This window comes from Arthrobacter echini (assembly GCF_004803505.1).
GTDB classification, from domain to species: domain Bacteria; phylum Actinomycetota; class Actinomycetes; order Actinomycetales; family Micrococcaceae; genus Arthrobacter_D; species Arthrobacter_D echini.
Map to the genome: position 1 here is coordinate 1 of NZ_SSWH01000012.1, position 13,349 is coordinate 13,349.

Below are 13,349 nucleotides of genomic sequence, written 5' to 3' on the forward strand. Positions count from 1 at the left end.
AGACGCCACACACCGGAAACATGCCATCATCGAGCAGGTCAACGCCGACCTCAAGGACAGTGCCCTGGCGCACCTGCCGTCGGGTCATTTCGGGGCCAACAGTGCCTGGCTGGTCACCGCGGTGATGGCCTACAACCTCACCCGGGCCGCCGGGGTACTCGCCGCCGGGACCTTCAGGAAAGCCAGAACAGCAACGATCCGCCGCACACTCATCAACGTCCCGGCCCGCACTGCCTCCAGCGCCCGAAGGATCCGTCTTCACCTACCCCAAGCCTGGCCGTGGCACCAGGCCTGGGAGAAACTCTTCGCAGCCGTGCATCCACCACCGCAACGACCCTGACAAACAGCCCACCAGCCGGCAACGGCATCACCAAGGAACCACCGTGGAACACCACCGACAGCGAGGCCGGGCACTGAACAACACCCAAAATCCAGATACCCAGCGCACCGACCAACACCCCCGAAACCCATCACCGATCGGTGGATCGAGGCTTAGACCCCTCACGCCGTGACCAGTAGCTACATTGCTTCTTAGTTGCTGCGCTGACAGAGTCCGGTCTTCTTTGCTCAATGAGGCACAACATGTCGTCGGGAGTTAGGATCTCGAACTCGACGCTGTCCGCAAAATCTTCGAAATCGGAGATGTTGGATGTGACGAGATAGTCAACACGTCCATGTATGGCTGCGGCCAAGACGTGTGCGTCGAACTTGTCCTTACCTTCGAGGAACATGGGGTCGATAGAGTAGCCGGAGACTATCGCGTTGGGGAAGGACTCCGTGAGGAGTTGTCGCCATCGGCCAATCTGAGCGTCCGACGCGCCAGAGTGCTTACGTCTGCGGTTGTAAATGAACTCTGCTAGTACGTCTTCGCTCCACCGAAGGTCGATGCCTTCGATGCCGGAGTTCAGTGAAAGCAGACAAAACCAGTCACGCAGAGTACGGGGGTAAATGACGCTCGTGTCTAGGAAGAGGAGAGTGGGCCCCGGCTGCATGGTCTCAGCCTATGTGCAACGGGGCCACTCGAACAGGATTATCAGTCCTGGTTGAAGCTCAGTGCATCTTCGAAATTGCGCAGCGAATCGAATGAATCACGCTGCTTGCCAAGGCGGGCTTCGGCGAACTCATGTACGTCGGCGCGGTCGAAGCGTGTGTGGGAACCGACCTTGTGTGATGCTATGTCTCCGTTGGCGGCGAGTTTGAGCAAGGTCGGCCGAGAGATGCCAAGCGTTTTAGCGGCCTCTACACTTGTCATCGCCTTCGAGAACTGGGTGATACCGATGGATTGACCGGACGCCGCCAGTCGGAGAATCGTTTGCAGTAGGTTGCTGAGGTCTTCAGGCACGGTCACAGCCTCCCCTGCAGATGACTCGATGCGGATGATGAGGTCTTGGGCACCTACTTCATTGAAACGACGCGAAACCTCTTTGGCTTCAGCGGTTTGAGTAGATGTGACGTCAATGGTTCGAACGTTCTGGATGGCAGTAAGAGCAGCCATGAGGAGGTCTCCTTTTTCACTTATATCCAGCATGCGCCATATGTGTAATAAGTGCAAGTGGAGCGTTGATGGCATCGACGGATCGGCCGCCCGGATCCTCCTCGGGTGCCCTCCCTGCTGATTGAGGTGCGCATCCTGGTCGCTTCTTAGATCTGTCGGCGAGGTGTTCCTCCGGTCACGGCAACGTTCGTAGCGCTCGAAGGAGGAAGTTGATGAAGGAAAAGATCCCGCACGAGCGTCGGCTCTCACTCGCGCGAGGTGATGTCGCTGCTGAGCAGGATCCTGAAGGTGTGGTCCTCGGTGAGGACGTTGACAAAGCCCGAATCGACGCTGAGGACGTAGCCGGTGATGGTGCCGTCGGTAGTGCCGATCTGTTCCTCGGGTACCCAGGGCGTCTGGACGAGTGCTGCGACGAACAGTACGGAGACACCGGTGACCCAGCCGACGCTGGTCATTGCCTTGGAGAATACGCGGCGCACACTGCTTCTCTCCGGAAGGATGCGGATGAGGGCGAACATCCCGAACACAGCCGCTGCCGCGACAGGCAGCCACACGAGCTGGAAGCTCACGGTCAGGGCGATCATCGTGACCGCGGCCAGGACGGTGGAGAGTACGACGACGGCCTGACGACCGCGGGACGACCACACGAAGGTCGCGACCAGTAGCGGAAGGACGCCGATCAGGAGAATCGCCACCAGCAGGTATCCGGCCATGAGCGTCCCGACCAAGAGGGCGAGGCCGTCGCTGAAGCTGATCGTGGTACTGACGGCGAAGGCGGTGTTCCAGTCGTAGCCGGAGACGGCGAGGATCCGCAGGAGCAGGAAGACGAACGCCCACGCGGCCGCCGGCGCGACTGCACCGGCGAAGCGGGCAGCAGTCCCCGAGGAGTCGCCGGAGGCGGGGTCGTTCGTCTCGTCGCGGTCAGCTGTCACGACACGAGGCTACTGGTATCCGGTGCCGCTGGCCGATTTGCGCACGTGGCCATCGGCATCCCGGCGAGGAGGACGACGCTCTGCTCTGAGCAGAGGACCTGCCGCAGACTGGTGGAGCGCAGTACAGTGGTCCGGCATGAGCGAGATCACAGATCTGACGGCGTATCGGCTCAGGCGTGAGGGTGGGCACCGGAGCTCAGAGGTCATCGACGAGCGGCGGCCCGCCGAACCGCGAGCGGCAGCGCGCAACGAGCCGCCCCGAGTAGAGCCACTGCTCCGCGAGGTGTACGGCGAAGTACTCCGTGACAACCGTCGACGGCGGGGAGAGCGGCTCTCTGATGTCGCGAGCCGGGCCGCCATCTCCCCGCAGTATCTCTCCGAGATCGAGCGCGGGCGCAAGGATGCGTCGTCGGAAATCATCGCCGCGGTGGCTCGCGCTCTCGATGTACCGGTGCGGACGCTGAGTGCGCAGGTGACGTCACGGCTGATTCAGAGTGGTTCGTCGTCGCCTATCTGCCTCGCGGCCTGATCCCTGACCGGCATGGCACGGGGTGAAGGCATTACGCCGCCGGAGCCGCTTTCCGGTACGCCACGACGTGGTCGACCACGCCGTAGTCGACGGCCTGCTGTGCATCGAGGACGAGGTTTCGATCGGTGTCACGCCTGATCCGGGCGAGAGTCTTTCCCGTATGACCGGCTAGCAACTCGCTCAGCAGCGTCGTGATGCGCTCCACCTCGTCGGTCTCGAGGATCAGATCGGGGATCGTACCGCGTCCCGTGTCGATGGTCGGCTGATGCAGGACCACACGACCACGCGGCAGGATCGAGCGAGCGCCGGGTTCACCGCCGGCCAGCAGGACCGACGCCGTGAACGTCGCCTGTCCGATGCACGTTGTCCGCACCGGTGCCGTGACGTACTGCATCGCGTCGTACACCGCGAGCATGGCGCTGATCGAACCACCGGGCGAGTTGATGTACAGGTCGATCGGCAGGGTCTGACTTACGGATTCCAGCTGCAGGAGCTGGGCGATCAGGGCATTGGCGACGCCGTCGTCGAGCGGGGTACCAAGGTAGATGATCCGCTCCGTCAGCAGGCTGCTGAAGATGTCCAGCGTCTGCTGCGAACCATTGCTCTGCCGCACGGTGACGTAGGGAATCGTGTAGGAGCTCATCGTGATCCTCCCAGGCTCACGGCCGGCCGCTTGCCCGGTCGGATGTCGTCCAGGTGCTCGATGATGTGGTCCACGAACCCGTAGTCCCGAGCCTCCTCGGTCGTGAACCACCGGTCACGTTGGGAATCAGCGGTGATGCGATCGATCGTCTGGCCCGTGTCGGCGGAGATGAGACGGAGCACCGTGTCGCGCGTGTGGCGCAGATCGTCGGCCTGGATGGCGATGTCCATGGCCGTTCCACCGATGCCGCCGGATCCCCGATGCAGCAGCACCCGTGCGTGCGGCAGCGCGAACCGCTTGCCGTGCATACCGGCGCTGAGGAGGAACTGCCCTGCGCTCAGGGCCAGTCCGAGGACCACTGTGGAGACGTCGTTGGGGATGAGGTTCATGACGTCGCGGATGGCGAGCATGGCCGGCACTGAGCCTCCGGGTGAGTTGATCCACAGGCTGATGTCGCGGTGCGGATCCTCGGCGGAGAGCAGCATGAGCTGCGTGCAGAGTCTGTTGCCGCCTTCCTGATCCAGCTCCGTGCCGAGGAGCAGGATCCGATGTCCCATGAGCTGCTGGGTCAGGGTGTCGTCGAGGGATATGGGGGTGCGCTGTTCTGTCATAGGTTCAGCCTCGAGGCGGCAGACCCCGCGGACAAGAGGACGCCGCTCACGGCAGCGCTGCTCTCAGGCGCGCTGGAGGGCAGCTTCACCTGATGGCCGCAGCGCCGCCCAGGAACAGGGGTCGGATCGAACCCTCGACGACACCGGAGGTCACGCCACTTCGACCGCGTCCAGGGCAGGGTTGGTCAGGAGCGGCAGCAGCGCGACCAGGGCCAGGACGACGAGTGCCATGATGGCGAACGTGGGTTGCAGGCCCAGTGCCTGTGCCAAGAAACCGCCGAGAAGTGCGCCGATCGGCATGGTGCCCCAGCCCACGAGACGGTAGGCACTGTTCACTCGCCCGAGCAGTTCGTTTGGGGTGATGCGCTGACGTAGGGAAACGATGATGACGTTGCCCATGACGATCGCTGCGCCGCCGATGAAGAAACCACCGCCGACCAGGAGCGCACTGCTGGTCAGTGCCGGGGTGCCGATGAAGACGACGCCGCCCAGGATGGCGAAGGAGATCAGCAGTGCGCGGCCGATCCTTCGTTCTGCCCATCCCGCCAGCAGTGAACCGAGCACACTGCCGGCCGCGACGACGGAGAGCAGTACGCCGTAGCCGAGCTCGGTGAGTCCCATAGCGGACGCAGGACCGACGGCGAAGAGGACGAAGACGGCCATCATGGCGCTGGTGGCCAGGTTGAAGATGCCCGTGAAGAGGGCCAGAGCACGAAGGACCGCGTGACTCCACAGGAACCGCAGGCCCTCGGCGATATCAGCTCTCACGCTCGCGCCACTGGTCCGGGCGGGTTTGAAGGATCCGCGGACCAGCAGCAGTGAACCGAGGGCGACGACCCACATCGCTGCCTGCGCCCCGAAGGCGAGCATCACACCTGCCGCTACCAGGAGTCCGCCCAACGGTGGCCCCACGAACTGGTTGGTGGTCAGCTCGACGGCGTAGAGCCGCCCGTTGGCACGTGACAGCTGCTCCCTGCGAACCAGCTGGGGGAGGATCGACTGCGCGGCCGTGTCGTAGACCGTCTCCGCCGTGCCGATGCCGAACGCGACGACGTAGAGCAGCGCGATAGAGCCCGCGTCGAGGACGATGACTAGCACCAGAATGATGAGAAGGACGGCTCGAGCGCCATTCGCGGCGACCATCAGGACGCGACGGTCAGACCGGTCAGCCAGCGCACCGGCGATCAGCGCGAAGAGCAACCAGGGCAGGGTCAGGGCGAACGTGAGCCCCGCGACGAGTGCGGGGGACTGCGTGAAGCTGACAGCCACGAGCGGCAGGACGACGTGGAAGGACCCGTCCGCGAGATTCGACCAGCCCGACGACGTCCACAGGATCCAGAATCGTCGGCCGAGCACTCGCCCGACGTCGTCCTTATGGAGTGATGTCTCAGGTACCTTCATCGATGTAGATTCACACATCGATGGAGAAAATTCAATGGATGGGTCGATCTACATTCTTCCTATGCTTGTCGGATGAGCGATCAGTCGAAGAATCGGCAGCCATCGACGCAGGCGCCGCCCGAGGCCCGCCAGCGGCGTCCTGCGACAGCACGGGAGGCGAAGGCCCTCTCCCATCCACTGCGTCTGCGGATCCTGCGCCTGTGCGGGTTGGACGAGCTGACGAACAAGCAGCTGGCCGACAGGCTCGAGCAGGATCCGGGCACGGTGCTCTACCATGTCCGGCAGCTGGTGAACGCGGGCTTCCTCGAGCAGGGCGATGTCCGCACGGGGACCAGCGGGGCCCTGGAGAAGCCGTACCGCTCCACCGGACGATCCTGGTGGCTCAGTGACGCGCTCACCGGCACGGAGTCCGATGCCGCAATGGCGCCGGTCGAAGCGTTCCAGGAGGAGCTGCGCGAGGCTGGTCCGGAATCGATCAGCACACTCGCCCGGTTCACCCTCCACCTGTCGCCCGACGACGCCCGAGTACTCGACGAACGGCTGCAGGAGCTACTGGACGAGTACATCAGCACCGACGATGAGCGCAGCCACCTCCCGGTGCACGGAGGCATCGTCGTCCTCCACAGTCTTCGGCCGTAGCTTACGGACCATCTGCGCCACGAAGGAACCGGAGCTCATCCGGATATCCCCCTCGCACACCGCGCGCTGCCATTTCGCCGTCGAGGTCTCGAAGACCTGATGCAGTCGATTCTGCGGATGCTGAAACGATCAAGGCCAGAGAGCCGAGAAGGAGTCACCCAGTGGATTTGAAAGTAGGCGTGGTCGGATTCGGGCTACGGTCCGAGCTGTACCGGCACGCACACCACCCGGGCGAAGGCTCGGCGGTGACAGTCGTGTGCGATACCAGTGAACGCGGTCGTGCCGACGCCGCGGCCGAACTACCGGATGCTCTGGTCACTGCCGAGCTGGATGACCTGCTCAGCGCCGACCTGGACGCCGTCCTGGTCCTGACCCCTGACCATCAACACGCTGCCGTGGCGGTGAGGACCCTGGAAGCGGGCATCCCCACCTTCTGTGAGAAGCCCCTGGAGGTCACGCTGGAGGCCGTGGACCGCCTGCTGGAGACAGCCTTCCGCACCGGCACCAGACTGTACGTGGGCCACAACATGCGGCACATGCCGGTGGTTCGCCAGATGAGGGAGATCATCGAGAGCGGCGCCATCGGCGAGGTCAGGGCCGTCTGGTGCCGTCACTTCGTGGGCAACGGCGGGGACTACTACTTCAAGGACTGGCACGCGGAGCGCAGGAACACCACCGGCCTGCTGCTGCAGAAGGGCGCCCACGACATCGACGTCATCCACTGGCTGGCCGGCGGCTACACGAGGACGGTCTCGGCCATGGGGGATCTCGTGGTGTACGGGGACGTGGCATCCCGACGTGAGAATTCGGACCGCCGCCTGTCCGACTGGTTCTCCCTGGACAACTGGCCGCCGACCGCCCAGACGGATCTGAACCCCCGGCTGGACGTGGAGGACATCTCGATGATGCAGATGACGCTGGACAACGGAGTCCTGGCGTCCTACCAGCAGTGCCATTTCACTCCTGACTACTGGAGGAACTACACCGTCATCGGCACTGCGGGTCGGCTCGAGAACTTCGGGGACACTTCGGGCGACAAGATCAAGGTGTGGAACACCCGGAGCCAGGACGGCTTCGTGGACGCGGACCTGGAGGTGGAGATCGCGACGGCGGACGGAGGGCACGGTGGGCCGTCGACGGCGGCCCGACCGAGACCTCGCCGGTCGCTGCACGGGCTGCCGTCGCAGCCGGAGTCCTCGCGACGCAGTCGTTGCGCAGCGACGGATCGGCCCTCCAGGTGCCCGCGCTGCGTGCACCCGTGGTGGAATACTTCGCCAGGGGTCAGAACCGGAGCACGGGGTCGCCCAGCGTCCGCAGATAGCGCAGCGGCGTCAGCACGTACTCGCGGGCCGTTGTCGCATTCCCTTCGAACCCGGATCAGCCGAGCTTCGAGGGCCTGCTGCCGTGGTCGCGCGACTCGAGCTCCTCGGGACCTGCGACGTGTTCGCTGCCGCGGACCCGCGCGATCGCCGTCATGCCGTGGAAGATGAGCAGTGCAGCGGCCGTGCCGAGGGCGATGCCGGCGAAGCTCAGCTCGCCGATCACCCAGGTGAAGTCCGCGATGCCGATCACCAGGGCGACGCCGGCCGTGGAGAGATTGATCGGGTTGGAGAAGTCCACCTGGTTCTGCACCCAGATGCGCACACCGAGGATCCCGATCATCCCGTAGAGGACCACGCCCGCGCCGCCGAGCACCCCGGGAGGGACGGTGGCGATCAGCGCCCCGAACTTGGGGAAGAGGCTCAGCAGGATCGCGACGACGCCGGCCACCCAGTAGGCGGCCGTCGAGTATACGCGCGAGGCCGCCATGACGCCGATGTTCTCGGCGTACGTGGTGGTGCCCGACCCTCCGCCGGCCCCTGCGATCATGGTCGCCACACCGTCCGCCATGAGGGCGCGGCCGGTCAGCGGGTCCAGGTCGCGGCCGGTCATGGCCGCGACGGACTTCACGTGGCCGATGTTCTCCGCGACGAGGACGAGGACCACGGGGACGAAGAGCCCGACGACGGAGAGGTGGAACTCGGGAGTAGCGAAGTCGGGCAGGCCGATCCAGGCGGCAGCGCCGATGGCCGCGAGATCCACCTCCCCGCGGAGCAGGGCGACGGCGTACCCGGCGAGCACGCCGACGAGGATCGACAGCCGCCCGAGGATGCCCCTGAACAGGACGGTGACGAGCAGGATCGCGATCACCGTGACGAGCGCCGTGAGCGGAGCCTGCTCGAAGCTCGCCTTGGCCGTCGGTGCCAGATTGAGACCGATCAGGGCGACGATGGAGCCCGTGACGATCGGGGGCATCGCCACCTGGAGCCAGCGGGCACCGACGGTGTGCACGATGAACCCGATCACCGCCAGGGCGGCCCCGGCCATGATGATTCCGCCGAGGGCACCCGCGGCCCCGTGCTGGGACTGGGCCGCCGCGATCGGGGCGATGAACGCGAAGCTCGACCCGAGATAGCTGGGAATCCTGCCCGCCGTGATGACGAGGAACAACAGGGTGCCGATCCCGGAGAACAGGAGCGTGGTGGAGGGCGGGAAACCGGTGATCAACGGGACGAGGAAGGTCGCCCCGAACATCGCGACGACGTGCTGTGCGCCGATGCCGATGGTCCGGGGCCAGCTCAGGCGCTCATCCGGTGCCACGAAGCCGCCGGGCCGCACGTTCCTGCCGTCCCCGTGGAGAGTCCAGCCGATACCTCGTATGCTCATGGGTCTGCCTTCCGAAGGTCATCGCGGAGTCCCGGGAAATCCTACCGGCACCGTGCGGGCTTCGATGCTACGTTGCAGAACAACGAGAGAAGGGCTGGATCATGACATTCGCTGTTGCAGGACGCACGATCCTCATCACGGGGGCGGGCCGCGGCATGGGCAGGCTCTACGTGGAGCGCGCGGTCCAGGAGGGGGCTGCCGCCGTCGTCCTGTGGGACATCGACGGGACTGCCCTGGAAGAAGTGGTCGCGTCGCTGACCTCGAACGCGACCACATTGCACAGCTACGTGGTGGACGTCGCGTCCCTCGAGTCGATCGAGACCGCCGCGCAGGCGGTCATGAACGACGTCGGCGTGCCCGACATGCTGGTCAACAACGCCGGGATCGTCCGCGGCAAGTACTTCTGGGACCACGATCCCACGCACGACATCGACGCGACCCTGGACATCAACCTCGCAGGTCCCATGCACGTCACGCGGGCCTTCCTCCCGGGGATGATCGGACGGGGCACCCCGGGCAGGATCCTCAATGTCGCCTCGGCGTCGGGAACCCTGGCGGTGCCGCGGATGAGCGTCTACGCAGCCACCAAGTGGGCCATGATCGGGTGGAGCGACTCACTTCGCCTGGAACTCGTCGAGGCCCGCCATCCCATCGCCGTCACCACCCTGATTCCCAGCTACATCACGACGGGCATGTTCGAGGGCGCACGCGGGCCGCTGCTGACACCGCTGATGGAACCCGAGTACGTGGTCGACAAGGCCTGGCGCGGAGCGCTCGAGGGCAGGGCCCGCGTGCAGCTGCCCTGGACCGTCCAGCTCGCCGGAACCCTGCGCAATCTCCTGCCGCAGCCGGTGTGGGACGTCGTCGCCGGACGCGTCTTCCGCGTCTACAGCTCGATGGAGAACTTCACCGGGCGCCCGGTCGGCGCCCCTGACCGGAAGGTAGACCGATGAACGCCGCAACACTTCTCGCAGACCACCGCAGATTCTTCGACACCGGTGCCACCCGCCCCGTCGCCTGGCGCAGGGAGCAGCTGCAGTCGTTCCTGCGCATGCTCGCCGAGCGTGAGGACGATTTCACCAGTGCACTCGAGGAGGATCTCGGCAAGAGCCGCTCCGAGTCGTTCCTCTCCGAGGTGGCCGTGGTGCGGTCCGAACTGGACTTCGCACTCAAGCACCTGGAGTCCTGGATGGCGCCCGAGAAAGTCGCCGTGCCCGGGGGCCTGCGCCCGGCGCGAGCCTGGACCCAGGCGCGGCCCCTCGGCGTCGTCCTGATCATCGGGCCGTGGAACTATCCGATGCAGCTGGTTCTGGCCCCTCTCGTGGGTGCGCTCGCCGCGGGCAATGCCGCGGTGATCAAGCCCAGCGAACTGGCGCCGGCGACGTCGGCCGCGCTTGCACGCCTGGTCCCGCTGTACCTCGACCGCTCGGCGGTGTCCGTGGTGGAGGGCGGGGTGGAGGTGAGCACCGATCTGCTGGCCCAGGCCTGGGACCACATCTTCTACACGGGGGGCGAGCGCGTGGGGAAGATCGTCATGAAGGCGGCGGCGGAGCATCTGACGCCGGTGACGCTCGAACTCGGCGGCAAGTCACCCGCCGTCGTCGTGGGCGGCGATCTGCGCGCCATGGCCAGGCGCATCGCGTACGGGAAGTTCATGAACGCCGCCCAGACCTGTGTGGCCCCCGACTACGTCCTGACGACGCCGGACCGGGCGCCCGAGCTCGCCGAGGCGCTGGCCGAGGCGGTGCGGGACTTCTACGGCAGCGACCCGCAGGCATCGGACGACTACGGGCGGATCGTCAACGACGACCACTTCGACCGGCTCGTGGACCTGCTGCCGGACGGCACGGTGGTCTCCGGGGGCGGGCACGAGCGCGGCGAGCGGTACATCGAGCCGACGATCCTGCGCGAGGTGGACCCGGGATCGGCGCTCATGCAGGAGGAGATCTTCGGGCCCCTCCTGCCCATCGTCGAGGTCGAGGACCTGGACGCGGCCATCGAATTCATCGCCGCGCGGCCGCATCCCCTGGCCGCGTATCTGTTCAGCGACAGCGAGGAGCACCTGGACGAGTTCACGGAGCGGGTCCAGGCCGGCGGCCTGGCGCACAACGTGTCCACCATCCAGCTCGCGGTCCCGGGGCTGCCCTTCGGCGGCGTCGGAATGAGTGGTATGGGCAGTTACCACGGGTACGAGTCCTTCCGGACGTTCAGTCACCGTCAGTCCGTGTTCTCCAAGCCCACCCGGGTGGACACGCTCCGGCTGGCGTACCCACCCTTCGGTCCGCTCAAGCGGAGGCTCCTGCGCAAGCTCCTCTGAGGTTCCGGCCACCGGAACGACGGCACGTCCGACGGCGCTGATCCGCCGGCTCGTCGGACGCGTCGTCGGCACTCAGCCGATGACGCCGTCGACCAGCGCCTTCGCCTCGGCCTGCACCTGGGCCAGGTGCTCCTCGCCCCTGAAGGACTCGGCGTAGATCTTGTAGACGTCCTCCGTGCCCGAGGGCCGGGCGGCGAACCATGCGCTCTCGGTGGTGACCTTCAACCCGCCCACGGGGGCGCCGTTACCCGGTGCCTCCGTGAGGCGGGCCGTGATGTCCTCGCCGGCCAGGGTGGTGGCGGTGACGTCCGACGGCGACAGCTTGCCCAGGGCGGCCTTCTGCTCGCGCGTGGCTGCGGCGTCGATCCGCGCATACACGGGCGCGCCGAAGCGGTCGGTCAGTCCGGCGTAGTGCTGGGAGGGAGTCCTGCCGGTCACCGCGGTGATCTCCGAGGCCAGCAGCGCCAGGAGGACGCCGTCCTTGTCCGTGCTCCAGGGCCTGCCGTCCAGCCGCAGGAACGAGGCGCCGGCGGACTCCTCACCGCCGAAGGCGAGCTCGCCGCTGAGCAGGCCGGGCACGAACCACTTGAAGCCCACCGGGACCTCCTGCAGCACGCGTCCGAGATCCGCCGCGACACGGTCGATGATCGACGACGAGACCAGCGTCTTGCCGATCACCGCGTCCTGCCGCCAGTGAGGGCGATTCGCGTACAGATACTGGATGGCGACGGCGAGATAGTGGTTGGGGTTCATCAGGCCGGCGTCGGGCGTGACGATCCCGTGGCGGTCGGCGTCGGCGTCGTTGCCCGTGGCGATGTCGAACCGGCCTGCCTGCTCGATCAGAGACGCCATGGCGTAAGGCGAGGAGCAGTCCATGCGGATCTTCTCGTCCCAGTCCAGCGTCATGAAGGCCCATTGCGGGTCCACCGTGGGATTGACGACCGTGAGATTCAGGCCGTGGCGCTCGCCGATGGCGCCCCAGTAGTCCACGGATGCCCCGCCCATGGGATCGGCTCCGATGTGCACGCCGGCGGAGCGGATGGCTTCGAGATCCAGCACCGACGGGAGATCTGCCACGTAGTGCTGCAGGAAGTCGTAGCTGCCGATGCCCTCGGCGGTGCGGGCCTGCGCGAGCGGGATGCGCCTCACCTCGCGCAGACCGCCCTCGAGCAGGGTGTTGGCCCGGTTCGCGATCCAGGTGGTGGCGTCGGAATCGGCCGGTCCGCCGTGCGGCGGGTTGTACTTGAACCCGCCGTCGGCCGGCGGGTTGTGCGAGGGCGTGATGACGATGCCGTCGGACTGCTCGGTGTGCGCGGCGTTGTAGGTGAGGATCGCGTGGGACACCGCCGGGGTGGGGGTGTACGCGCCACGGGCGTCGATCAGGACGGTGACGCCGTTGGCGGCGAGAACCTCGAGCGCGCTGTTCTGCGCGGGCTCGGAGAGGGCATGTGTGTCCTTGCCCATGAAGAGCGGCCCGGTGATGCCCTGGCCCGCCCGGTACTCGACGATCGCCTGGGTGATCGCCAGGATGTGCCCTTCGTTGAAGGACGACTTCAGCGACGACCCGCGATGGCCCGAGGTGCCGAAGGCCACGCGCTGTGCCGGCTCGGAGAGGTCCGGTTCGACGTCGAAGTACGCGTCGAGCAAGCTGGTTATGTCGACGAGGTCGCTGGGAAGGGCTACGGTGCCCGCTCGATTTGCCATGGCCCCAGCATGTCAAACAAGAGGAGCGATTACACCCGTCCTCCGGCCGCGGCTCCGAAGTGTTACGCAGAACCCCGCAGGTTGCCGGGTCGATGCTGGTCAGTAAGCTGATGAACAGCCCCCGACCAGGGAGCGGACGCAGCACGGAAGGCACCGACATGAGCGAGAATCATAGCGATACACCGTCCAACGATCCCGAGGAGCAGGGCGCGGAGGAAGCCGGAGCACTCGACGAGCAGAGGGAGGGCGGCTACGGCGGACCGGATCCCGAAGAAGAGGTGGCGCCGGGCTTCGAGGCGGACAACGAGAACGGTTCCTGACCGAGAGCTGACGCGCTCGGCCGAGTCGTCAGCGACTGCGGTCGGGACCGGC

At 66.1% G+C, this 13,349-nt stretch carries 14 protein-coding genes and 1 pseudogene; 7 read left to right on the forward strand and 8 right to left on the reverse strand.

Annotated elements, in window-relative coordinates:
- A partial coding sequence (locus E8P82_RS12385; RefSeq protein ID WP_211096874.1) for a transposase occupies positions 1-340 on the forward strand: 340 nt, incomplete at its 5' end.
- A 130-nt stretch (positions 341-470) separates the two neighbouring features.
- Here E8P82_RS12385 and E8P82_RS12390 read toward each other — a convergent pair.
- From E8P82_RS12390 to E8P82_RS12400, 3 genes are all read right to left on the reverse strand, one after another.
- The gene (locus E8P82_RS12390) at positions 471-992 is read right to left on the reverse strand and encodes a PIN domain-containing protein (protein WP_136455298.1); all 522 of its coding nucleotides are present in this window, start codon (positions 990-992) and stop codon (positions 471-473) included.
- 41 nt (positions 993-1,033) lie between these two features.
- Entirely contained in the window at positions 1,034-1,495 is a 462-nt protein-coding gene (locus E8P82_RS12395; RefSeq protein ID WP_136455300.1) for a helix-turn-helix domain-containing protein, read from the reverse strand.
- Between the two features lie 245 nt (positions 1,496-1,740).
- Positions 1,741-2,427, reverse strand: a complete 687-nt coding sequence (locus E8P82_RS12400; RefSeq protein WP_136455302.1) for a hypothetical protein — start codon at positions 2,425-2,427, stop codon at positions 1,741-1,743.
- Positions 2,428-2,563: 136 nt separating this feature from the next.
- On the opposite strand from E8P82_RS12400, the gene E8P82_RS12405 reads away from it, so the two are divergent.
- Positions 2,564-2,956 (forward strand): helix-turn-helix domain-containing protein, encoded by a 393-nt coding sequence (locus E8P82_RS12405; RefSeq protein ID WP_136455304.1) that lies wholly within the window; start codon positions 2,564-2,566, stop codon positions 2,954-2,956.
- A gap of 31 nt (positions 2,957-2,987) precedes the next feature.
- Here E8P82_RS12405 and E8P82_RS12410 read toward each other — a convergent pair whose 3' ends face one another.
- The 3 genes from E8P82_RS12410 to E8P82_RS12420 all read right to left on the reverse strand — a co-directional run bounded on the left by E8P82_RS12410 (position 2,988) and on the right by E8P82_RS12420 (position 5,611).
- The gene (locus E8P82_RS12410) at positions 2,988-3,599 is read right to left on the reverse strand and encodes a ClpP family protease (RefSeq protein ID WP_136455305.1); all 612 of its coding nucleotides are present in this window, start codon (positions 3,597-3,599) and stop codon (positions 2,988-2,990) included.
- A complete protein-coding gene (locus E8P82_RS12415) occupies positions 3,596-4,210 on the reverse strand; it encodes a ClpP family protease (RefSeq protein WP_136455307.1) in 615 nt (204 codons plus the stop codon). The genes E8P82_RS12410 and E8P82_RS12415 overlap by 4 nt, the downstream gene beginning before the upstream one ends.
- 150 nt (positions 4,211-4,360) lie before the next feature.
- A complete protein-coding gene (locus E8P82_RS12420; RefSeq protein WP_136455309.1) occupies positions 4,361-5,611 on the reverse strand; it encodes an MFS transporter in 1,251 nt (416 codons plus the stop codon).
- A gap of 72 nt (positions 5,612-5,683) precedes the next feature.
- On the opposite strand from E8P82_RS12420, the gene E8P82_RS12425 reads away from it, so the two are divergent.
- Positions 5,684-6,250, forward strand: a complete 567-nt coding sequence (locus E8P82_RS12425; RefSeq protein ID WP_136455310.1) for an ArsR/SmtB family transcription factor — start codon at positions 5,684-5,686, stop codon at positions 6,248-6,250.
- 161 nt (positions 6,251-6,411) lie between these two features.
- A pseudogene (locus tag E8P82_RS12430) lies at positions 6,412-7,571 on the forward strand (Gfo/Idh/MocA family protein).
- A gap of 56 nt (positions 7,572-7,627) precedes the next feature.
- Here the strand turns inward: E8P82_RS12430 and E8P82_RS12435 are convergent.
- Positions 7,628-8,956: a uracil-xanthine permease family protein gene (locus tag E8P82_RS12435; protein WP_136455312.1), complete on the reverse strand. Its 1,329-nt coding sequence runs from the start codon at positions 8,954-8,956 to the stop codon at positions 7,628-7,630.
- A 101-nt stretch (positions 8,957-9,057) separates the two neighbouring features.
- Here E8P82_RS12435 and E8P82_RS12440 point away from each other — a divergent pair, with 101 nt between their 5' ends.
- Positions 9,058-9,909 carry an SDR family NAD(P)-dependent oxidoreductase gene (locus tag E8P82_RS12440; protein ID WP_136455313.1) on the forward strand — a complete coding sequence of 284 codons (852 nt, stop codon included), beginning with the start codon at positions 9,058-9,060 and terminating at the stop codon, positions 9,907-9,909.
- Positions 9,906-11,273, forward strand: coding sequence for an aldehyde dehydrogenase family protein (locus tag E8P82_RS12445; protein WP_136455315.1), 1,368 nt, complete (start codon positions 9,906-9,908; stop codon positions 11,271-11,273). Before E8P82_RS12440 ends, E8P82_RS12445 begins: the two co-directional genes overlap by 4 nt.
- A 72-nt stretch (positions 11,274-11,345) precedes the next feature.
- Here E8P82_RS12445 and pgm read toward each other — a convergent pair whose 3' ends face one another.
- Entirely contained in the window at positions 11,346-12,977 is a 1,632-nt protein-coding gene (pgm, locus tag E8P82_RS12450; protein ID WP_136455317.1) for a phosphoglucomutase (alpha-D-glucose-1,6-bisphosphate-dependent), read from the reverse strand.
- Positions 12,978-13,135: 158 nt separating this feature from the next.
- Here pgm and E8P82_RS15055 point away from each other — a divergent pair, with 158 nt between their 5' ends.
- Positions 13,136-13,297 (forward strand): hypothetical protein, encoded by a 162-nt coding sequence (locus E8P82_RS15055; RefSeq protein WP_168796572.1) that lies wholly within the window; start codon positions 13,136-13,138, stop codon positions 13,295-13,297.
- Positions 13,298-13,349 lie beyond the last annotated feature (52 nt).